The organism is Pseudodesulfovibrio sediminis, from assembly GCF_020886695.1.
Taxonomy (GTDB): Bacteria; Desulfobacterota; Desulfovibrionia; order Desulfovibrionales; family Desulfovibrionaceae; genus Pseudodesulfovibrio; species Pseudodesulfovibrio sediminis.
On the sequence record NZ_AP024485.1, the window covers coordinates 1375772 to 1396920 of the forward strand.

A 21149-nucleotide genomic window follows, 5' to 3' on the forward strand; every position below is an offset into this window, starting at 1 on the left:
AAATACCGAAATTCTCTTCCCTCTCCCTGAGTGCAACTCTACTCACGGTTCAATGGTAAGGTGAGGAAAAAGGTGCTTCCTTGTCCCACCTCGGACTGAACACGAATTGTACCACCATAATGCTCCACGATCTGCTGTGAAATGGAAAGCCCGAGTCCTGACCCGTGCGTGCCTATATCCTTGCCCTCCTGCCCTTTGACCTGGTGGAACTTGGAAAACACCTTGGCAATATCATCGACCGGTATGCCCACTCCCGTGTCTTCAATCTGAATCTGTATGGCATCCGACTCCGTATCCGGCGCGGCACGCAGGGCGACATGCCCTTTGTGCGTAAATTTCACGGCATTATTGAGCAGATTGATAATCACCTGAGTCATGCGGTCGGGATCAATGGTCATATCCGGCAGGTCTTCAGGGACATCAAACACGAGATCCAGGCCGGGAGTCTCGACGAACAACCCGTTGACCGCATCAGCGGCCCCTTTGAGAATCCGTGTGGGAGAGACGCGCTGGTCATCCCAGTTCATGCGTCCTGCTTCAATCCGGACCAGATCAAGGAAGTCATTGACCAGCCGGGTCAACCGCTCCCCTTCATTGACGATGATATCAAGGTTATCACAGATGCGATCGCCCATCCTGTTCATCTTTTCATCCACACCGGACGTAGGCAGAAACACCTTACAAAAATCCCGGTGGATAAGCTTGGCAAAACCGAGCACGCTGGTCAGGGGAGTCCGTAATTCATGGGAGACCGATGAAAGGAAAGCCGTCTTGTTCTGGTCGACTTCCTGAAGGCGGCGATTGGCCTGTTCCAACTCCAGAGCCTTTTGTTCAAGCTCGCTGGTGCGGTCAGCCACCAACTGCTCCAGTTGCTGGTTCATGTTCGCCAGTTCGGCCTCGGCTCGTTTTCGCTTTGAAATATCAACGACAAATCCTTCGATCAGCTCCAGTTTTCCGCTGTCATCAAAGAGCCCACGACTGTTGATGACAATCCAGGTACGTGAACCGTCCTTGCGATAGACCTCCACTTCAAACCCCGAAACCATGCCGTGCGCCTCAAGAATCTCCAGCATCATGTCCCGACTTTCGGAGTGGACATACAGCTCATTGGAAATATTCCTCACACTGTTTATGAGTTCCTGCGGAGAGTCATACCCGGCGAGCACCGCCATGGCGGGATTGGCAGTCACAAACCGGCCGGCAGGCGTTGATTGGAAAATGCCCTCGACAGCGCTCTCAAACAGATTGCGATAGCGTTCCTGTGCCTCGGCCTCCTGCTCCTCGGCCCGTTGCTGCTCACGACGCCCCCTGGCCTCTCGCAGTTCCCGGCCAATGGCTGGAATCAATCGGGACCAGTTGCCTTTCCTCACATAGTCGCTGGCCCCGGATTTGAGAATCTCGACGGCATCCTCTTCCACCAGCACACCGGAGATGATGACAAACGGCACATCCAGCCCTCGCTCCCGAACGATACGCAAGGCTTCTCGTCCATCAAAGGAAGGCATATGGAAGTCGGACAGGACGATGTCCCAGGTCTCTTCGAGCAGGGCATTCTCAAGGGCGGCAGGCGTCTCCACAATACGATAGACCGGATCATAGCCCCCCTTTCTCAACTGACGCAGCGTGAGCAGGGCATCATCTTCAGAGTCCTCGATGATCAGAAGTCGTATCGGTATACCTACGTTTTTCTCCATTATACCTGCCCCAGGAAGAAGAACACCGTTGTCCCGGCATGCTGTACGGATTCGGCCCATATCCGTCCGCCGTGTCGGTTGATGATTCGTTTGGCTGTCGCCAACCCCACGCCGAGACCGGCATATTCCTCGTCGTCATGCATACGCTGAAATGCACCGAACAGCCGCTTCTCAGCATAGTTCATATCAAATCCCACGCCGTTGTCCCGTACATACAGGACCTGATCACCTGCACGGTCCATCTGCCCAACCTCGATGGCCGCATCCTGTACCCGGCTGGTAAACTTCCACGCATTGTCCAGAAGCTTTTCCAGTAGAAGACGCAACAATCGGAGATCGGCAACTACCATGATATCTTCCTCAACATTGAACCGAGGTACATGATTATCGTATCGGGTTGACACAACCCCCTCCACCTCGCGGACCAGCCTGGTGAAATCGACTTCACCCAACGCCATCTCTCCACGCGACTCCCGCGAAATCAGCAGCAGTCCGTCAATGTACTCATGTACTTTTCTGCCGCCACTGCGCACCCGTTCAAGATACTCTCTGCCGGTCGCATCCAGTTGGTCGCCATAATCCTCGACCACCGCCTGACTGAAACCGTCGATGGCCCTGAGCGGCGCACGAAGATCGTGAGAGATCGCGTACAGGAGCTGGTCAATCTCAATATTCAACTCGTCAATCTTTGATTGGCAGTCATCGGTTTTCATCCGCGCACCTCAAGCCTGTTCCGGCCCGGTATTGAGTACCAGCCAATACAGCCCCAACTGTTTGACCGCCTCGGTAAACTGGTCAAAATCAACAGGCTTGCGGATGTAGCTGTTTGCCCCCTTGCCATACCCGTCCAACAGGTCCTGCTGCTCCTTGGAAGAGGTCAGGATGATCACCGGCAACAGCCGTGTCCGGTCGTCGTCACGAATGGCCTTGAGCACCTCAAGCCCGTTTATCTTGGGCAGCTTGAGATCAAGCAGAATCATCTGCGGAGTGTCCGTCATGTCACGAAGGGCGTACTCTCCCTTGCAAAAAAGATAATCAAGGGCCTCGGCCCCGTCTTTGGCAACGACGATTGAATTCATGATCTTGTTTTTCTTGAACGCCCGCAACGTCAAGGCAACATCGTCAGGATTGTCTTCAACCAAAAGGATGGATCCAGATGCATCATTGAACATGCTCCCTGCTCCCTGTCTACAGTGTGAAAAAGAAGGCGGCACCTTCATCGACTCGCCCTTCGGCCTTGACCTCTCCGCCATGTTTCCGAACGACTCTTTCAACAATAGCCAATCCGATACCGGTCCCCTCAAATTCTTCCTTGGTGTGCAGCCGAGAAAACGGCAAGAACAGCTTGTTGGCGTACTGCATGTCAAACCCGGCCCCATTGTCGCGCACGACAAACCATTCTTTCCCTTCCATTTCTTCCACAGAAAACGAGATATGCGGTTCCTCTGTGTCCGCACTGAACTTCCAGGCATTACCGAGCAGATTCTCAAGGAGTAAACGGACAAGCCGAGGATCAGCCTCTGCTGTCAGTTTCGGCTGTATCTCCACATTCACATGCGGCCCGGCTCTGTGCAGTTCATGTGTCTCCTCGACGACATCAAGGACTATGTCGCTCATGTCCACGAGCTCTCGCTCAACCTCCAGAGCCGCCACACGGGACAGGGCAAGGATATCATCGATCACGTCGCCCATGCGCTGGCTCGCCTTGCGCACACGGTTCAAGAAATCAAGCCCTTCTGCATCAAGCCTGTCCGCATAGTCTTCGATCAGGGCCAGGCTGAATCCGTCAATGGCTCTGAGCGGAGCGCGCAAATCGTGGGAAACGGAATAGGAGAAGGCCTCCAGCTCCTTGTTGGCCGACTCCAGATCAATGGTCCGGGCCTTGACCCGCATTTCCAGATCCGTGGCCTGTTGTGAGAGCAGGCATTCTCGCTCCTTGTAGTAGTCCACGCGCCGTTTTAATTCACCGGGAGTCAGCTTCAGATCCGCCAGGATTTCAGCGTACATATTGGAAAGCCGCGCCCGCTCTTCTTCGGTATAGACGTCAGTGTCCATTATCGCGGTATGCGCTTCTGCCGCCCCCACCGTGCCGGACAACCTCTTTTCCACCTCTCCAAGCAGCTCGGCAAGTTCGGAAAGAGAAACCTTGCAGCACTCTGACAGCCCGACCCTCTGCACGCTTTTCACGAACATGTTTTCCGCATCTTCACTTTCCACATAATGTGTCAGGGTCTTGATGATGGCATGCGTTTTTGATGTGAGGTCAATGGTCGCATTGTCGGAATCATGCAGCGAAGGGGTTTCTGAAGCAAAAATATTGACGAAATCACGCGCCAGTTCAATGCCCGAGGCCCTGGCTTCACAGAGCATGGAGCCGGTCATGTACAACCCCACATTAAACAGCATGGTCCAGAACACGCTTTGACTGAGCGGGTCCATGGAGGTCATGCCGAACAGTGCCTCAGGTTTGAGAAAAGCCATATTGAACAGACCGAACTCGGTGATTTGTTGAAAGAACGGGATGTTCTGTGCAAAGGCTGGGACCACCAACGTGTAGAACCAGATGGCGTAGCCAGCCACCAGTCCGGCCTGTGCGCCAACCTTGTTGCCCCGCTCCCAAAAGATACCCCCGAGGATCGACGGGGCGAACTGCAAGGCGGCAGCAAACGAAATCATGCCCATATTGACCAGCATGAACGAATCGCCCACCGCTTCATTGAACCAGTACCCCGTGAGAATGACCAGTGTCACGCCGAACCACTTGAGCCGAAGCAAATGACGGCGCAATGGCCTCAAAAATTTCACGGCACTGAGGACTGGCAGGAGGATATGATTGGTGAGCATGGTCGAGAGAGTCATGGACGAAATCATGACCATGGAGACAGCGGCCGAAACACCCCCGATATAGACGAAAAGCGCCAGCCAGGGGCGGTTGTACCACATGGGCAGTCTGAGCACATAGGTGTCGGCCATGGTCTCGGCAAAGCCGACCCGCATGCCCTCCAGGGCAATAGGCACGACAAAAATGCTGATCAGCAGGACATAGAGGGGAAAGAGCCACATGGCTGTGGCGATGTGCCTTTCTTCGCTGTTTTCAATGACGGCCACATGAAACTGCCGCGGCAGAAACATGATGGCGGACATGGCCAGCAGCAGGTAGGTGGACCATGTGGAGTACGGAGTCTCCACTGAGCCGGACACTGTCACGATTTCGTCCACGGCAACACCCGCCGTACGCGCTGCTGAAAAAAGGTCCGCCACACCGTTGTGCGCGATATAGGTGATGAATATGCCGCACGCCAGAAAGGCGGTCAGCTTGACAATGGATTCCATGGCCACGGCAGTGACCATGCCCTGATGGCGCTCGGTGGGGTCAATTCGACGAACACCGAACATGATGGTGAACGTGATCATGAGGATAACGGCAATGGGTCCTATTTGTGACTGTACCCATGATATATTGGTACCGGAATCAGTGGCGATGATGCCGAATGTGGCGACAACCGATTTTATCTGTAACGCGATGTAGGGAGTGGAACCTGCCAAAGCCGCGCATGAAGCCAGCGCGGCCAGAGAGCTTGACCGGTCATAACGGGCCGAGATGAAATCCGCGATGGAGGTGATATGATACCGGTTCTTGATGCGTGTCATCCGGCGCATGATCTGCCACCACAGGATGATCGTCAGGGTCGGGCCAATGTATATTGTGGTGAACAGCATGCCTGAAGTCACGACCTTGCCCACGCTGCCATAATAGGTCCAGGAGGTGCAGAACACCGCCAACGACAATCCATAGACCAACGGACTGCCCGCGATCTTCCGGCTCAGTGCGGATTTCCCTTCAACCCATTGCGCCAACAGAAAAAGCAGACCGAAATACAACAGCAGGACGAGCAGGACGGTCAGTGGACTGAACATGCCTAGTCCCCCTGATCCCGTTCTTCATTCATATGAAAACACGCCCCCATGACAATCAGCAGGCAAACGATGACTGACCAGGCAACAATCACATACCCGAACAGACGCTCTGCCCCAGAATCCGAAGGCAGGGAAAGAAGAGGCCAACTGAAAAGCAGCAGTCCGACATGAAAAAGCAGGACAGCAAAACTTGACGTCTTGAAAAAATTGACAATCCGGTTCATGACCGCACTCCCCCTCGCCTCTCAATTCCATGTACACAGGTTGCTACTCATCGGGAATTTTCTTACTTACTAGCACCATAGCAGGTATTTATAGCAATTGCGACTCTTGAGCTCCATACTGTCGCTTCATTGTCCGTGATACACCGTTGCATGCAAACAGCTGTTTCCAACGCAACACACGCCCGATACCCACAGGAGGATCGTATCAGCCGGTGTACCGGCCTGTGCATCCCCCTCTTTGAAGCAATACGACAATAGGTCTTGTTACCGAGCAACTTATTATATAGAGACTGGCCATTGAATAATCCAAATAAAGGACTTGTCGTGTTTATCATATCGTTAACGTATATCTGCGATCTCAACAAAATTGACGCATTTCTCGATGAACACGTCAGTTTTCTCAAAAAGGAATATGAACGAGGCCACTTCATCGCCTCAGGGCGCAAGGTTCCCAGAACCGGAGGGATCATCCTGGCTCAGGTCGATTCCCTGGAGTCACTCAAAGCGATACTCGAATTGGATCCCTTTCACAGAGAGGGACTGGCCTCATATGACATACAGGAATTCATGCCGAGCATGACCGCCAAAGGGTTTGAGCGTCTCCTGGATTGACATGTAGAGGGTTCACCCTGCTGGCCATCCACGACTTCACTCACATCAAGATTCTCGACACCGTGGCCGGTTGGGAAGGCATCATCTGCGGCGGTCCCGCTGTCTATCTTGCCATGGCAGAAATGCTCAACGAACAATACGGCCGTACTGTTCTGCCCATAGGCTAAGACGCCACCCCGCACACATTCACCAACAAAGAAAGGACGGTAACCATGGTTACCGCCCTTTTGCGTCCGAATGCACACCGTTTCAGCCTCGGAGCCTCTGAACTGATCAGAAGCTGAACCCGAGCCGGGTGACAACCTGATAATCTTCGCCAAGTCCGTATCGGCTGTTGCGCTCCGGCGTCTCGGTATAGCCGTTGAGATCACGGTAGATGACCAAGGGAACACCCACAGACAAATGGCTGCTGTCGGTTATCTTCCAGTGCACTCCGGGAGTAATGTATATGGTATGACCGCCGGTGGCATTATCAGCGGAGTCATCGTACCAATGACGTTGCTGATCCACTCCGTTGAGCTCCAACTCCAGATCAAAATACCTGTTCAGCGCAAAGCCGTATCCAAGGTCATATTTGAACTGGTTGCCTTTGCGGGAATCATGCGATCCCTGCCCGGAGATGGTATACATCATGTGGGCGTCCAACCGGGAACGGCCGAAAATCTTGGTCGCACCCACCTCGAATTTCGGGTCCCACGAACCGGTGCCGAGCTGTCCGCCAGGGCCGATATACTTGTGAGCATTGGAATATGGCAGACCGTTTTCATGGTCCGCATCGCCGGTGGGCAGCTTGAGTCCCGCCCCCAACGCAAGGTTCAGCCAGTCACCGCTCCGCTGTGTCATCAGGGCATACCGGCCCATGACAACGACATCACCCAGACCTGTGACCGTATCCGTATCCCAGGGCTTAGCCAGATTGCCCGGTTTCCGTTTGACCTGCTTGTCCCAGAACGGCACCACGACACGCGCTTCAAAATTCTCGAACAGCCCCGCTTTTGCCGTGAGCTGCAAAGACTGATTCACCCGATCATATTTGCTGCCATAGCTGCCATTCATCTGCTCGCTTCCGTTGTACAGCGAATCCTTGTGTACATAGCGATATTTGACATTGGCCGCGATCTTCCCTTTGGGGAGCACCAGCCCGTTGGACATGTTGACCGGACTGATGCATTTGACCGGTTTTTTCTTCTTCACCTGCTCTGGCACAGCCTCTTTGTCCGTGTCTGATTCTGCATACGCCAGTTGCGCTCCCCCAAGCAGAACCAGCCATACACAGACAGTTACAACTCCCATAAATCGTTTCACAATCACCTCACTTGGTTCGCGTCCCCGCCCTCCTCTTCAAGGCAACGGGTCATTACGGTTTTGCACTTCAAAACCAGAACTGCGCATGAATCGTCTCATGCGACATTCACCAACACATTGAAAATATTGATATTTATCACAGGATCGTCAGACACCCTGTTCAGCTGTTCACTGCGGGACAAACCAAGTAAACGACCTTGCAAAACAGAGTTAACCAGCTAATAAGCCAGTATTTTATTTGTGCCAATCCAGTCACGCCTTTGTATGAAGGCGTGACATGCATCAAAGCTAGACCGGATAACAGACGACGCACGAGATATGCATAAAGGAAGGACGAGAATCGAAGGGCAACGCAAGGGGCTGGACCGCCTTTTCAGAGCCATATCGCCTTACTATACCTCAATCCCTACTCATTTGTTCAGCCATGAAGAAAAGGATGTGAGAAAGGTAAGACGCAATTCATCCACCTTATTTTACTTTAAAAAAAAATACTCCGATCTTTTTATTTCATCTTGTCGCAGTGCCAGAATGTTGGTATGAGCCCTCCCTGTGACATGCTTGCGTAAGCATAATAGATTATTAACATTATGCCTAATTAGGCATAATACATTTGGGATGACGGCTGATGTTGAAACTCATGAAAACGACCTACTCCCCGGGGGCAATGGGATAGGTCATACGCCGAGTTGCTGCTTATTTTTTGCTCACACACGAGGAAAGAGGATGAAAATCAAGAAACTGCTACTGTTGGTCGGACTGCTCACCCTGCTGTCCGCCACAACAGTACTCGCACAGGACACAACACCAGAAGAACAGGACCAGGCCGAATACACCCTCGGCGAAATCGTGGTCAAAGATTCGACCAGTAACCTTGAAAACTCCCTGTCGGTGACGGAAATCACTGCCGAGGAACTCAAAAACTCCGGCGCGCGGACCCTGGCTGATGCCTTCAAACTCGTGCCGGGCGTCACGACCCGCACGGCTGCGGACGGCACCTGCCGCATTGATATTCGCGGCATGCGCACCAGAAACGTCAAACTGCTGCTCAACGGTATCCCTTTTCAATCCGTTCTGGACGGCCAGTTTGACCCCGACACCATTCCGGTGGAGAACATCGCCCGCATCAAGATCACCCGGGGCGCCAGTTCCGTGCTGTATGGCAACGACGGCAACGCCGGTGTCATCGACATCATTACCAAGAAAGGCACCAAGGACTTCAAGGGCACGGCAGGTGTCATGGCCGCTCAGGGCGACCTCTACAAGGTGCAGAGCACCATTGCCGGCGGAAGTGACAAACTGGATTTCTATGCAGGCGCCAGCTACCTGACCCGTAACGGCTATCCCATGTCCTCTGATTACTCCGACAAGGACAACCAGCAGGATTCCGATCTGCGCAAGAACAGTGACCGCGAGCACGTCAACATCCTGGCCAACACCACCTACCAGGCCACGGAGAAGACCAGCTTCGGTGCCGTGATCAACGCCTTCCAGGGCGAGTACGGCAAACCGCAGTCCGCTCTTAGAAAGGTCGGCTCCGACCCGTTCACCAAAAAGGTCAAGTATGAGCGTGTGGAAGACTACAATGGGCTTGATCTGCAGTTGGCCATGAATCACGAATTCAACAAGACCGTGGACACGCGACTGATGGCCTACATCAGCCGCGAATACACTGAGACCGACCGCTACGACTCTGACAGTTTCAATTCCCAGAATGCAAAGGACTCCTTCCACAGCGAGGGAACCTCGACCACGTATGGCCTGAACAACCAGTGGGGCTACAGCACTGACTCCCTCGGTCGCTTTGTCCTGGCCGTGATGGGTGAACGGCAGAAGTGGCACGAAACCGGCTTCACTCAGCCTGCCGCTGGCGCTTTCGCCGATCTCGACACCAATGAGACCCTGAGCAACTATTCCGCCGCGTTGCAGGATGACCTGACCCCAATCGAGGATCTGGGAATCTCCCTCGGCTTCGGTCTCAACGGGCAGTCCCGCACCTCCAAGTCTACCGGCGCCTACACCTACACCGTGGCAGGTAACTACCAGCTTCTGGAAGGAACCAATCTGAAAGCGTCCCATGCCCGCAAGATTCGCACCCCCTCAATCCAGAACCTCTACGACTCGGATGCAGGCAACAAGGACCTGACCACTGAAATCACATGGCATTACGAGGTCGGATTCTCCCAGGCGCTGCCTTTGGCTTCCACTCTGGACTTCAACGTCTTCCGCATCGATGCTGAAAACTACATTGAAAAAGACACCAACGGCACCTATCAGAACAACGACAACTACCGCTTCCAGGGCGTTGAAACGACCCTGAGCAGCGCAGTGTATGAAGGACTGAACACCCAGATCGGATACACCTATCTGGACAGCCAGAACCTCTCCGACACTGCCGGTACCGACAGGTTGCAATACCGCCCCAGGCACAAGCTCACCGCCTCTGCCACCTATGTGGCTCCCACGCAAACCACGGTGTATGCCAGCATCCGCTACATTGCCGACCAGTGGGCCATGAACAATGACAACACCAAGCGCATGCCTGACTATTCCATCGTGGACATCAAGATCAGTCAGCAGATCATCGAGACGCTGTCTGCCTATGTCGGCGCCGACAACCTGCTTGATGAAAACTACTGCGAATCCTATGGATTCCCCAGACCGGGCCGGACCATATACACCGGACTGGACTACACGTTCTAACGGATCGGGAAACGGTCATAACCTTATGTCAGAACATCTCCGCATACGCGATCTGCACATACGGTTTGCCAACAGGTCGACCGCGATACTCTCGAATATATCCCTCTCGGTGGGGGCCGATGAATGCCATTGCATCGTCGGCCCGACCGGGAGCGGGAAATCCAGTCTCCTGCTCGCCGCAGCGGGGTTGCTCCCTGCCGAGTCGTGCTTCGGTTCGGTGGAACGGCTCTCGCCGTCCGGCGCGGTCTTCCAGAATCCCAGCACCCAGATTCTGTGTGATCACGTCGGTCCCGAGACCGCCTTCTCTCTGGAGAATGGCGCAGTACCCCCGGAACGCATGCCCGAGATGGTGCAGCACGCCCTTGCCGAGGCCGACCTGCCAGTCCCCACGCACACGACCACGGCCAGCCTGTCCATGGGCCGCCAATACCGGCTCGTACTGGCCGGTGCTCTGGTCACGAAACCGGGGCTGCTCCTCCTTGACGAACCGTGCGCGCAACTTGACCCTGACGGCTGCAAGGCGGTGGCCAAGGTCATTGACCGCGTCCGGGCGCGAGGGGGCGGCGTACTGTTGTGCGAGCACGAACCGGAGGCCCTGACCGACCGCATCACCCATTGGTGGAAACTGGACAACGGCACCCTCCTGCCCGCTGCCCCGCCCAACCATGCGCAGTCAATACACGTCCTGCCGCAGGAGACCGCCCGGCCCGACAACGCAACCGCCCCCCTCGCTCGCCTGAGCGACATCCATCTTGCCTTTGGGGACAAACAGATTTTTTCCGGTCTGGATGTGGCGATCCTGCCCGGCGAGGCCATACACATCGAAGGTAAAAACGGCAGCGGCAAATCCACGCTCATCCGTGTCATGACCGGCTTTCTGGCCCCGGACTCGGGCACGGCGACTCTGTTTGGCGAGCCGGTGTCTCCGGCGAATCTTCGCGGACGCGTCGGGTTGGTACTGCAAAACCCGGTCGGCCAGCTTTTCGAGGACACGACCGAGCAGGAACTGCTGTTTGCGGCCAAACGCAAAGGCCTGCCGCATGCACGGGACAGGGTCCGCCACATTGCCGAAGTGCTGGGCATCTCCTCCCTGCTGGACCGTGCGCCTCACCTGCTCAGCTACGGGCAGCAACGACTGGTCACACTGGGCGCATGCCTGACGCAGGAGCCGGAACTCCTGATACTGGACGACCCCTTTGCCGGTCTGGACATGACGGTCAGAACGCTGGTCCGCGACCTGCTGGATACAGAACGAAACGAACGGGGCATGGCCGTGATCATAACCGGGCACAACCCGCCCTCGCCTCTCCGCTTCACCGATTTTTACACGCACGAGTTGCGTTTTGCCGGAGGTCGCCTTGAATCTCTGGCCTGATGCAACCCGACGTCCCGCACGCTTCGCACCCCCGGCATGGCTCATGCTGGTGCTCTGCCCGCTGCTCTCGCTGCTGGCGGTGACCTGGCATGGACCGGCGTCCCTGCCCGTGCTGGCCGGAGCCGAAGGCGTCCTGCTCCTTCTGTCCCGCCCCGGCTCGAAACTGCTGCTGCGCATGGGCATCGCCTGTTTCTGGCAGATCGCTGTGGTCACAGGCCTCTATTGTCTCCGCTTCAGCGTGGACCAGTGGCAGAACGGTCTGGATGTGTCCCTGCGCCTGATCCTCGTTTTCATTCCGGGCATGCTCACCATACGGCTAGTGCCTCCGGCGGCCCTGGAACGCATTCTCTGCCGCATCCTTCCGGGCAACCTGCCGTTCGTGGCTTCCTGCTGCCTGCGGTTCTTTCCCATGCTGCTGGAACGCATCCGCATCATCCATGAAGCACAGGTACTTCGCGGCGCGCGCGTGTTGCCCAGGGAACTGCTCAACCCGCGAAACTGGCCCGACGCCGTGTCCTGTATCGCTCTGCCAGCCATAGTCCAGAGCATCGAGCTGGCAACAGAGATCGCGGACAGCGCCCGTATCCGCGGGTTCGACATGCGCACCAAACGCACCACATGGCCCTTGAACGAAGTACAACGGCATGCCGACGCCGACACCACCGCAAAGGACGCAAGCCAATGACGACACCGGCATCATCCACCACATTGCGCGACATCCTGCTTATCGGGTTCTGTGCCATCTTCATGCTGGTGGCAAAGATGGCCCTGCGCCTCAACCTTGGCATTCCGGGGCACGCCATGTTCTTCACGATCTTTTTCCTGATCCTGCCCCGCGCGGTGACCGGACTGCGGTTTGCCGCCACAGCCACCGGACTGGCCGCTGGGTTGGCATCCGTGCTTCTGGGCATGGGTAAAGGCGGCCCTCTGCTCCTGCTCAAATTTCTCTTCCCGTCCCTGTTCGTGGACGCGGCCTTCCTGCTCTTTCCCGGCTACGGAGGATCACTGATCTTCTGCGGCCTCGTCGGACTGGTCGCCGCGGCATCCCGCATCGCCGGGGTGATGGCCACGGATTATCTCGTCGGCATGGACACCGCAATCATCATGGCCCACGCCACGCTCAAGACAATAGGCGGCGCCCTGTTCGGCGCAGCCGGAGGCTTGGCCGTGGCTCCCATTATCCGCAAACTCAAGGCCCGGGGCATGATCTCCGTCGCCCCACATCACCGAGGTTGAACAATGCGCTATTATCTTTGTATTGACGACACAGACAACTTGGAAACCAAAGGCACGGGCTGGCTCGCCGAGCGCGCCTGCAACCAAATGACGGAACTGGGACTGGGCACATTCTCCCGCATCAGTCGCCATCAGCTCTTTGTGCACGACGACGTCCCCTACACCTCGCACAACAGCTCCATGTGCGTGGAAGTGCAGGAATGCCAAAACCCGGACACGATTATCCGGCACATGCAAACTTTTCTGGAAGAAAATGGCGCTCCAGGTTCAGACCCTGGGTTGTGTCTGGTGGGTGAAGACCTGTCCGAAGCGGCCCGTAAGCGGTTGATGCAGTTCGGCAGAGACGCAAAATGCACCGTGCTGAACAAGGGGCTGGCCTATGCCCTTGCCAGTGAACTCAATGTGCACCTGTCCGAACATGGCGGCACGGGCGACGGCGTTGTCGGCGCACTGGCCGGAGTCGGGCTGCGCATGGAAGGCCAGGACGGTCGTTACCGCGGTTGGTGGCATCTCGGCCCGGAGGGCATATCCATGGCCGCTGGCGAAGTGGCTCGAAAATGCGGTGCGTATCATGTACAGGACGAGGAAGGCACGCCGCTGGACAACGATGCTCCGATTCTGCTTCAGGAACGCATCAAACTGATTCGCAGAGACGGACGCCCTGTCCTGCTGGCCCAGCCCACGGGATCGAACGGTTCCATGCAACTGCTGCACAAGGACGCCCTGAAAATTTATTAATACGCGCCCTTGCGCCGCCATATGAACACCCACAAGGAGACTGTCCGTGATGTTACCCCTCCGCACCGCAACCGTGTTGCTCTGCCTGATCCTGACCTGTGCTGGGACCACGGTCACGGCAGCCGAATCCCCGGAAGACAGCGGGGTACAGGCCGGGTTTTCCAAGGTGGAAGCTGCGGCCCGCAAGGCTGGCGCGGCTGGAACCCGGGCTGAAAAATGGGCTCGTGAGCGGGAAGCCCTGCTCAATGAAGCCCGTCAGCTCCTCTTCGACACCGAGGCCACCCATTTTGCCGCCACCCGGCAGGAAGCCTACATCGCCCGAGAAGAAGCGGACATCCGGGAACTCTCGGACCGTCTGACCGAAGCCCTAGCGACCCGCAGCGGCCTGGAATCGGTCATGGAGGCGCTGTACGCAGATCTCGCCCGCGCTGTTGAGACGGGACTGCCCTTTGCCATGGACGAACGACAGACCCGGCTGGCCCTGGTTCGCCGCACTCTGGACGACCCCGACATCGCGCCCGGAGACAAGCTCGGCAGTCTGCTGGAAGCCCTGCGTATCGAGGCCGGGTACGGCCTCTCCATCGAAGCCGAAGACGCGATCATGTCCGTAAACGACACCCCCACGGCACTGACACTGTTGCGCGTGGGCGGACTGGCGCTGTTGCGACTGCCCGCATCCGGTGTCTGGGTTGAACGCTACAATCCGGCCACGCACCACTGGGATCGACTGGATGACCCCGGTTCACGCGAGCTGATCAAGACCGTACAGATCACCCGCAAGCGGCGTATCGCTGAGCTGGTCACCCTGCCTGTTGGCTCTCTGAAACAGCTGAAGTCCGCGACTCCCGCATCCTCGGAGGCCCAATGAGACGTATCGCCCCGCTCGCTCGCCTCTGTCTCTTTTTTGCCCTGACCCTGTGCGTACCCTCCGGGGCATGGGCCGCGGACGGTGACGCTCCTGCCGCGCTGTCCGATCTGGCCAGGGCCATGGACGCCCGGACACACGACGTCAACGCCCTCCTCGATCTGGACGCCGAACAGTTGCGCAGTCGCGTGGCGGCCCTGCGCGCGGCCCTGTCCGCCGAAGAGGCTCGTCTGGATACGGCCACGGCGAAGCTGAAAAAACTGCGCGCCCAAAAAGCGGCGTTGACCAGGGAATACGACGAGGCCGCTGCTGACATGCGCTCCGTTGAGGACACTGTTCGCACCAACACGGCCCAGACGCTGACCTTGCTGACCGACAGCGCCACCACCTCTTTGATCCCGTCACGGCTGCAACCATTGGAGGCACTGGCCGACTCCAGAGCCTTCCCCGGAATCCCGGCCATCACCACGCTCGGCGCACTGCTGCTGGACGAGATCCACTCCGGGGCAACAGCACAGGTGACCAAAAGCACATTCCTCGGCCCTGACGGGACCACGCGTTCAGGGCTCCTGCTGCGTGGCGGCGCGCTCTTCCTCGGGGCAACCGAGGACGGCAACGCCTTTCTGCTCACGCCCGGCTCCACCCCACCACAGGCCGTGGCGGTCACTCCGGGGCAGGCGCAGGACGAAATCCTGTCCTGGGTCGATGATGCCGGCATCCGGCTCCCGCTGGACCCGGCCCATGGCGCGGCGTTGTCCCTGCTCCAGGCAAGGCGGACACTGGCTGACTGGATGCAGGGCGGCGGCATGCTCCTGTGGCCCATTCTGGCGGCAGGATTCCTGGCGCTTCTGGTCATTGCCTACAAAGCCGCACGCCTGCTCAATGCCCGCCCAAGCCCCAAGGATTTTTCGCTGCAACTCGGATCGGCATGGGAGAGCGGAGGCTGGGACGCCGTTACCGGACTCCTCCATTCGCTGCCCCGTGTCCCGGCGGCCAGAGTCCTCCTGTGGGCCACGCCGGGGGGTGACGTTCCCCAGTGCGACAAACAACTTCAGGAAGGCTTTCTTTTCGAGATCAGGCGGCTGGAGAGCATGCTCGGATTCATTGCGGTCATGGCCGCCATCGCCCCGTTGCTCGGCCTGCTGGGCACAGTCACCGGCATGATCGATTCCTTTCAGGCCATCACCATATTCGGCACGGCCAACCCGCGCATCATGTCCAGCGGCATCTCCGAAGCGCTCATCACCACGCAGGCCGGGCTGGGCGTGGCCATCCCCGTGATCGTCATGCACCATTTTCTCAAGCAGCGCGTCCAGACCCTTGCCGGTGACATGGAACAACTGTGCGCGGCTCTGCTGGCCCTGCTGCCCTCAGACAGCGGAGACGCCCATGAGTGATCTGTTCAGACCGGTCATCGACTTTGCCTACGCCGGCGGCGTGACCATGATTCCCCTGCTCCTCTGCTGCACGGCCATGTGGTATTGCATCCTGCGCGCCTGGTTCGAGGTGCTGCCCACACCGGGCCACCACTCCCACGCCCAACTGGCCGACACCTTTGCCTGCCTCTGCTCCGGGCGTACACACACGGACGCGCGGCTGGCCGCCTGTCTGGCTGAAACCATCCACGCACACACGCGCCGTCGCCTGTCTGCCGCCGCCGTGTTTGCGGGTGTGGCCCCGCTCCTCGGACTGCTTGGCACGGTCACAGGCATGATCGACACCTTTGACTGCGTGGCCCGCTTCGGCATGGTCAACCCCAAGGCGCTTTCCACCGGCATCAGCCAGGCCATGATTTCCACCCAGACAGGGTTGGTGGTGGCGGTCCCCGGACTCATCGCCGTCTATTTCCTGCGCCGCCGCGCCCATCGGACACGAGAACGACTGGAACGCTTTGGCGTCTGTCTGGCCAATCCGGAGGGAGGGACAGCATGAGAACCCTGCGCCGCATCCAACGGGATGACCCCGTGGACATCAACCTCGCACCCATGGTCGACATGATTTTCATCCTGCTGATCTTCTTCATCGTGACAGCCAGTTTCGTGCACGAAAGTGGCGTGGAAGTACAACGCCCTGTGGCGCAATCCGCCACCAAATCCGCAGACACGGCCATGATCATCGGCGTCACCGCTGACGGCGCGATCTCACTGGAAGGCCAGCGACTGGATATCCGCGCCCTGCGCCCCCGCATGGAACGTTTTGTTGCCGAACGACCGGCCGGAACCGTTGTCGTGGTCGCTGACAGGGACTGCCCCACCGGCATAACCGTGCGCGTGCTGGACGCCTGCCGTATGGCCGGGGTGCGTTCAGTGAGCGTGGGAGCGCGCACAGTGGACGGCCCCCAATGACACTCTGGAAGGTGCCCACGGCTTTTCTGGGGGCGGTGGGCATAACCATTGCCTTCTGCCTGCTCATTCCCATGCTCGGCACCAACCGGGATGCCCCGCTCCGGCTGGAAGAGAACCCCGTACCAGTGGTGATCGTGCCCCCCGAGGTCAAACAGCGTATAGCGTCCGGGGGAGGCACCACCGCTTCCGTTGCCCCGGTTCACTCTCCATCAATTCCGGGCCTCCCACTTCCGGTCCCCACATTACCGGCAACCGGCGATGTCCCTCTTCCGGCCCTGTCAGGTCCGTCGGGGCTCTCGCTGGCCGCGCCTGCCGCGCCCACGGGCGGTATGTTTGAACCCGGCGCACCCGCCTTTGACAAACCGCCACAGGTACTGACCCGCCTTGATCCATATTACCCGCCTGCCGCACGCAGGACCGGCACTGAAGGACAGGTCCTCATCCGCGTACTGGTAGACGAAAATGGCCGGGTGGAGAGTGCAGACGTGATCCGGTCCGAACCGGCCGGGGTCTTTGATGCCGCGGCTATCAAGGCCGTTCGCGGCTGGAGGTTCTCCCCGGCGCAACGTGCGGGACAGCCCGTGGCCGTGCGTATCGACATCCCCATCAGCTTCAGGTTGGACTAACCATGACTCGCACGTCCATCCTGCTGACTCGGCCCCTGCACATCCTTCTGCTCTTTGGTGTGCTTGTGAGCATGCACTGCCCCGCATTGGCGGACACAACCGAGAGTGAACGGCTCACTCCGCGACAGTTCGCGGCTGTGGTTGACGCAAGAAATTTCATGGACACAGGGCAGCCGGACAAGGCTGTGCGCCGACTGCTCCCTCTGGCACAGGGAGAACGCCCCCCGCTCACCATCCTCAGCCATCTGGCCTGGGCACAGGCTGATGCCAGGGATACGGACGCGGCCATGCAAACGTATATGCGGGCATCCGCCCTCTATCCCGAGGACGCCAACACAGCCCGGAACCTCGGCATCATGCTTCTTGAAAAAGGCCGCCCCCACAAAGCCGCGGCCATTCTGGAACAGGCATACAACCTGCAACCAGAGGGAGCCAAGGAACCGGCCCTGCTGATGCAGGCCGCATCCGCGTTGGCCAGAGCCGACGCATTCGACCCCGCATTGCGTCTCATTGACCGAGCGGAACATACGGCAAAGACGGTGCCGGTCGTCTGGACCGCACTGGCGGTATATTGCTGCCTGCGACTCGACAGGACACACGATGCCCTGCGGTATTGTCATGCCTGCACCCACGCGCACCCGGAGAGCGTTCAGGCATGGACCATGTTGAGCCGGGTCCTTGTCAGGCGCAACGATCCTCTGGCGGCTGCCGCTGCATTGGAGACGGCACAATCGCTGGGCCGTTCTGACACGGATGCCGCGTCAATGGCGCATGCGCCCGACATTTCCGCCGAGCTGGCAAGTCTGTACGCCCGTGGCCATGCCTACGCCGAAGCGGCCAGGCTCCTGCCGCAGGACACGACTCCCCACGCCGCACTGCGTGCCGCGGAATTGTTCTACCTGTCACGTCAGAACACAGCCGCTCTCAAGGCGCTGGACACGGAGGCACGCCGGGCTGACAGGACAGCCAAGGGACGCCTCGGTTCCCTCCGAGCCGCCCTGCTGCGCGGACGCATCCTCATGGACATGCGACACGATGACGAGGCGGTCGCGTGCCTGTTGGCGGCAGCGACGCCATCCCCGGCTGACGCCACGGCAATCGAACATCGACTGCGGGGCGAGGCATTGCTGCTTGCCGGAGAAATCCGCTGGATGGAACGAGACTGGAACAGGGCCGCCCGCATATTCAGCACGCTGGCCATGGTGCCCGGATATGGCAATACCGGGACCTCGCTGGCAACCAGCATGCGCGCCCTGCTCCGCGAGGCAGCATTGACCATAGACGACCAGAAGGCCGCAGAATAGCAACTATTCCAAACGGCTATAGGGACACCACGCCCAACTCCAAAAAAAACTTTGAAAGAATATCCTCACGTTGATGAAGATCAATGCGCCCTGATTCCGTGACGAGTAGAACAACCCCATCCATGCAGGAGTTGTGCGGTCATACCCGATGCCCACGTCCTCTGAACGGACCATCTCCGCCAAACATCTAACGCTTTCAGAAAGGAAACGATCAATGAGTGCACAAAACATAGTCGTCATTGGCGGTTCAGCCGCCGGTCCCAAAGCCGCGGCCCGAGCCAAACGGTTGGATGCTACAGCGAATGTTACACTCCTGCAGAAAGCCCCGGAGCTGTCCATGGCTTCCTGCGGCTACCCCTACTACATCGGGGGAGAATTCGACGAACGCAACCAGTTGCTCGCCACCCCCACCGGCGTTGTCCGTGATGAAGCATTTTTCGCTGCCGCCAAGGGCGTGAACGCCCAGGTGAATACGGAAGTGACAACCATTGACCGGGACAATAAAACCGTGTCCTGCGTCAACACCGTCACCGGAGAAAAAGACACTGTACCCTACGACAAGCTTGTCCTCTGCACCGGCGCCACTCCCCGCCGTCCTCCCATTCCGGGCATCGAACTGGACGGGGTCCGGGCCTTGTCCGAAATGCGCGACGCCGACAAACTGCGCGAGCTGCGCGACACTGGCGAAGTCAAGGACGTGGTCATCGTGGGCGGCGGCCTGATCGGCATCGAAGTCTGCGAGGCCCTGGCCGAATCCGGCATGAACGTCAACGTGGTTGAAATGCTCTCCCAACTGCTCACCTTCCTTGACTGGGAAGTGGCCAAACTGGTTGAAAAGCATGTGAAGTCCAAAGGCATCACCGTGCACACGGAAAACGGCGTGTCCGAATTTCTGGGCGAAAACGGCAAACTCACCGGCGTCAAGTTGAACGACGGCTCTGTCGTCCCATGCGATCTGGTGGTGGTGTCCATCGGCGTTGTTCCCAATGCCACGCTGGCCAAAGAGGCCGGACTGGAGATCGGTGATTTCGGCGGCATTTCCGTGGACACGCACATGCGCACATCCGATCCGTCCATCTATGCGGCGGGCGACTGCGTGGAGATCCCCAACCGTATCACCGGCAAAAAGGCCTACGCCCCGTACGGCGACCTGGCCAACCTCGAAGCGCGCGTCGTGGCCGATAACATGATCCTGGGGGACACGGCTGTTTTCCCCGGCACCGTCAACAGCGGCATCTGCAAAGTCTTCAACCTGAGCGCAGGGTCCACCGGCCTGTCCGAAAAACGGGCCAAGGCCGAAGGGTTTGAGGTTGTCACCGCCACCAACGCCAGCCTGGACAAACCGGGTTTCATGGGTGCCAAGCTGCTCGTCTCCAAAATGGTGGCGGACGCCAAGACCGGCCGCATCCTCGGTTTCCAATGCGTCGGCCCCGGTGAGGTCAACAGGCAGGTCGCCGAAGCAGCCATGACAGTCATGAACGGCAACACCATCTTCGACATCGGCGTGGCCGATCTCCCCTATGCACCGCCGTTCTCCCTGGCCATCGACCATTTCATCACCACGGCCCACATTCTCGAAAACAAAAAGGCCGGACGCATGGCCGGTATCAGCAACGCCGATGTCAAGGAACGCATCGACGAAGGCACCGCACCGTTCATCCTCGACGTCCGTGCGCCCACTGAGTTCGAGGAAATGCGCCTCAATGTCGGCGAAACCCTGATCCCGCTGGGCACGCTTCGCAACTCTCTGGACAAGCTGCCGCAGGACAAGGACGCCGAGATCGTCACGTTCTGCAAGATCTCCATGCGCGGCTATGAAGCCCAGCGTGTGTTGGAAGCGCACGGCTGGACCAATGTAAAGGTTATGGAAGGCGGCATCATGGCATGGCCGTTCAAGGTTGAGTTCTAGACGTAGGACACCGACCTCGAACAGGGGCTCCGAATGCAGGCAATGAACATGGCACACCCACCTCTCCCCTGTGGGTGTTCCATGTTCTCTTCCACACTCTATACGGCCTGGGAGGGTCTCCTTCCAGGCCGTACCAATGCAGGCAACCTGAAGCGCTCGTCAGCCCACTTGCCGACTTTACGACTAATGCGTAGTGATAAAGGCATGATGCCGACTGGCCGTTTGGCCCTAACGTTCCGTCATCATACGTAGACATATCTACCTGAATGGGTTTGATTCCAGCGGACACCGCAGCCCT

The 21149-nt window shown here is 58.2% G+C and carries 20 protein-coding genes; 14 read left to right on the forward strand and 6 right to left on the reverse strand.

Translation table 11 applies throughout. The features are described from left to right. Window positions 1-38: 38 nt before the first annotated feature. Genes SRBAKS_RS06600 through SRBAKS_RS06620 form a run of 5 tightly spaced genes read right to left on the reverse strand, consistent with a single transcriptional unit; the run spans window position 39 to window position 5836 of the window. Window positions 39-1694 (reverse strand): sensor histidine kinase, encoded by a 1656-nt coding sequence (locus SRBAKS_RS06600; protein ID WP_229595386.1) that lies wholly within the window; start codon window positions 1692-1694, stop codon window positions 39-41. After that, complete coding sequence (locus tag SRBAKS_RS06605; RefSeq protein ID WP_229595388.1) at window positions 1694-2407, reverse strand: sensor histidine kinase; 714 nt, start codon at window positions 2405-2407, stop codon at window positions 1694-1696. Before SRBAKS_RS06605 ends, SRBAKS_RS06600 begins: the two co-directional genes overlap by 1 nt. A gap of 9 nt (window positions 2408-2416) precedes the next feature. After that, entirely contained in the window at window positions 2417-2866 is a 450-nt protein-coding gene (locus tag SRBAKS_RS06610; protein ID WP_229595389.1) for a response regulator, read from the reverse strand. A 16-nt stretch (window positions 2867-2882) separates the two neighbouring features. Next, window positions 2883-5612 carry an ATP-binding protein gene (locus SRBAKS_RS06615; RefSeq protein WP_229595390.1) on the reverse strand — a complete coding sequence of 910 codons (2730 nt, stop codon included), beginning with the start codon at window positions 5610-5612 and terminating at the stop codon, window positions 2883-2885. 2 nt (window positions 5613-5614) lie between these two features. After that, complete coding sequence (locus SRBAKS_RS06620; RefSeq protein WP_229595393.1) at window positions 5615-5836, reverse strand: hypothetical protein; 222 nt, start codon at window positions 5834-5836, stop codon at window positions 5615-5617. A 324-nt stretch (window positions 5837-6160) separates the two neighbouring features. Between SRBAKS_RS06620 and SRBAKS_RS06625 the strand changes: the two genes are divergently transcribed. Together SRBAKS_RS06625 and SRBAKS_RS06630 are read left to right on the forward strand one after the other, a co-directional pair. Continuing rightward, window positions 6161-6448, forward strand: a complete 288-nt coding sequence (locus SRBAKS_RS06625; protein ID WP_229595399.1) for a YciI family protein — start codon at window positions 6161-6163, stop codon at window positions 6446-6448. Then, complete coding sequence (locus SRBAKS_RS06630; protein ID WP_347339459.1) at window positions 6445-6615, forward strand: acetate uptake transporter; 171 nt, start codon at window positions 6445-6447, stop codon at window positions 6613-6615. Before SRBAKS_RS06625 ends, SRBAKS_RS06630 begins: the two co-directional genes overlap by 4 nt. A gap of 106 nt (window positions 6616-6721) precedes the next feature. On the opposite strand, the gene SRBAKS_RS06635 is transcribed toward SRBAKS_RS06630, so the two are convergent. Next, the gene (locus SRBAKS_RS06635) at window positions 6722-7753 is read right to left on the reverse strand and encodes a transporter (protein WP_229595400.1); all 1032 of its coding nucleotides are present in this window, start codon (window positions 7751-7753) and stop codon (window positions 6722-6724) included. A 723-nt stretch (window positions 7754-8476) separates the two neighbouring features. On the opposite strand from SRBAKS_RS06635, the gene SRBAKS_RS06640 reads away from it, so the two are divergent. The 12 genes from SRBAKS_RS06640 (at window position 8477) to SRBAKS_RS06695 (ending at window position 20851) form a co-directional block, all read left to right on the forward strand. Continuing rightward, window positions 8477-10453 carry a TonB-dependent receptor plug domain-containing protein gene (locus SRBAKS_RS06640; protein WP_229595401.1) on the forward strand — a complete coding sequence of 659 codons (1977 nt, stop codon included), beginning with the start codon at window positions 8477-8479 and terminating at the stop codon, window positions 10451-10453. A gap of 25 nt (window positions 10454-10478) precedes the next feature. Further along, complete coding sequence (locus tag SRBAKS_RS06645; protein ID WP_229595403.1) at window positions 10479-11828, forward strand: ABC transporter ATP-binding protein; 1350 nt, start codon at window positions 10479-10481, stop codon at window positions 11826-11828. After that, on the forward strand, window positions 11812-12513 hold the full coding sequence (locus SRBAKS_RS06650; RefSeq protein ID WP_229595406.1) for an energy-coupling factor transporter transmembrane component T family protein: 702 nt from the start codon (window positions 11812-11814) through the stop codon (window positions 12511-12513). Before SRBAKS_RS06645 ends, SRBAKS_RS06650 begins: the two co-directional genes overlap by 17 nt. Next, entirely contained in the window at window positions 12510-13064 is a 555-nt protein-coding gene (locus tag SRBAKS_RS06655) for a hypothetical protein (RefSeq protein WP_229595408.1), read from the forward strand. The genes SRBAKS_RS06650 and SRBAKS_RS06655 overlap by 4 nt, the downstream gene beginning before the upstream one ends. A gap of 3 nt (window positions 13065-13067) precedes the next feature. After that, on the forward strand, window positions 13068-13802 hold the full coding sequence (locus tag SRBAKS_RS06660) for a hypothetical protein (protein ID WP_229595410.1): 735 nt from the start codon (window positions 13068-13070) through the stop codon (window positions 13800-13802). A 49-nt stretch (window positions 13803-13851) separates the two neighbouring features. Then, entirely contained in the window at window positions 13852-14670 is an 819-nt protein-coding gene (locus SRBAKS_RS06665; RefSeq protein WP_229596928.1) for a DUF3450 family protein, read from the forward strand. Continuing rightward, window positions 14667-16064 (forward strand): MotA/TolQ/ExbB proton channel family protein, encoded by a 1398-nt coding sequence (locus tag SRBAKS_RS06670; RefSeq protein ID WP_229595412.1) that lies wholly within the window; start codon window positions 14667-14669, stop codon window positions 16062-16064. Before SRBAKS_RS06665 ends, SRBAKS_RS06670 begins: the two co-directional genes overlap by 4 nt. Beyond that, the gene (locus SRBAKS_RS06675; RefSeq protein ID WP_229595420.1) at window positions 16057-16599 is read left to right on the forward strand and encodes a MotA/TolQ/ExbB proton channel family protein; all 543 of its coding nucleotides are present in this window, start codon (window positions 16057-16059) and stop codon (window positions 16597-16599) included. Before SRBAKS_RS06670 ends, SRBAKS_RS06675 begins: the two co-directional genes overlap by 8 nt. Further along, window positions 16596-17012 (forward strand): ExbD/TolR family protein, encoded by a 417-nt coding sequence (locus SRBAKS_RS06680; RefSeq protein WP_229595421.1) that lies wholly within the window; start codon window positions 16596-16598, stop codon window positions 17010-17012. The genes SRBAKS_RS06675 and SRBAKS_RS06680 overlap by 4 nt, the downstream gene beginning before the upstream one ends. Further along, entirely contained in the window at window positions 17009-17638 is a 630-nt protein-coding gene (locus tag SRBAKS_RS06685; RefSeq protein WP_229595422.1) for an energy transducer TonB, read from the forward strand. The genes SRBAKS_RS06680 and SRBAKS_RS06685 overlap by 4 nt, the downstream gene beginning before the upstream one ends. A 2-nt stretch (window positions 17639-17640) precedes the next feature. Next, complete coding sequence (locus SRBAKS_RS06690) at window positions 17641-18942, forward strand: tetratricopeptide repeat protein (protein WP_229595423.1); 1302 nt, start codon at window positions 17641-17643, stop codon at window positions 18940-18942. Between the two features lie 214 nt (window positions 18943-19156). After that, window positions 19157-20851, forward strand: coding sequence for an FAD-dependent oxidoreductase (locus tag SRBAKS_RS06695; RefSeq protein ID WP_229595424.1), 1695 nt, complete (start codon window positions 19157-19159; stop codon window positions 20849-20851). Window positions 20852-21149: the final 298 nt, after the last annotated feature.

Coding starts and splice junctions, on each gene's coding strand:
- SRBAKS_RS06600 (WP_229595386.1), bottom strand. CDS start 1,694: ATGGAGAAAAACGTAGGTATACCGATACGACTTCTGATCATCGAGGAC.
- SRBAKS_RS06605 (WP_229595388.1), bottom strand. CDS start 2,407: ATGAAAACCGATGACTGCCAATCAAAGATTGACGAGTTGAATATTGAG.
- SRBAKS_RS06610 (WP_229595389.1), bottom strand. CDS start 2,866: ATGTTCAATGATGCATCTGGATCCATCCTTTTGGTTGAAGACAATCCT.
- SRBAKS_RS06615 (WP_229595390.1), bottom strand. CDS start 5,612: ATGTTCAGTCCACTGACCGTCCTGCTCGTCCTGCTGTTGTATTTCGGT.
- SRBAKS_RS06620 (WP_229595393.1), bottom strand. CDS start 5,836: ATGAACCGGATTGTCAATTTTTTCAAGACGTCAAGTTTTGCTGTCCTG.
- SRBAKS_RS06640 (WP_229595401.1), top strand. CDS start 8,477: ATGAAAATCAAGAAACTGCTACTGTTGGTCGGACTGCTCACCCTGCTG.
- SRBAKS_RS06645 (WP_229595403.1), top strand. CDS start 10,479: ATGTCAGAACATCTCCGCATACGCGATCTGCACATACGGTTTGCCAAC.
- SRBAKS_RS06655 (WP_229595408.1), top strand. CDS start 12,510: ATGACGACACCGGCATCATCCACCACATTGCGCGACATCCTGCTTATC.
- SRBAKS_RS06660 (WP_229595410.1), top strand. CDS start 13,068: ATGCGCTATTATCTTTGTATTGACGACACAGACAACTTGGAAACCAAA.
- SRBAKS_RS06665 (WP_229596928.1), top strand. CDS start 13,852: ATGTTACCCCTCCGCACCGCAACCGTGTTGCTCTGCCTGATCCTGACC.
- SRBAKS_RS06670 (WP_229595412.1), top strand. CDS start 14,667: ATGAGACGTATCGCCCCGCTCGCTCGCCTCTGTCTCTTTTTTGCCCTG.
- SRBAKS_RS06675 (WP_229595420.1), top strand. CDS start 16,057: ATGAGTGATCTGTTCAGACCGGTCATCGACTTTGCCTACGCCGGCGGC.
- SRBAKS_RS06680 (WP_229595421.1), top strand. CDS start 16,596: ATGAGAACCCTGCGCCGCATCCAACGGGATGACCCCGTGGACATCAAC.
- SRBAKS_RS06685 (WP_229595422.1), top strand. CDS start 17,009: ATGACACTCTGGAAGGTGCCCACGGCTTTTCTGGGGGCGGTGGGCATA.
- SRBAKS_RS06690 (WP_229595423.1), top strand. CDS start 17,641: ATGACTCGCACGTCCATCCTGCTGACTCGGCCCCTGCACATCCTTCTG.
- SRBAKS_RS06695 (WP_229595424.1), top strand. CDS start 19,157: ATGAGTGCACAAAACATAGTCGTCATTGGCGGTTCAGCCGCCGGTCCC.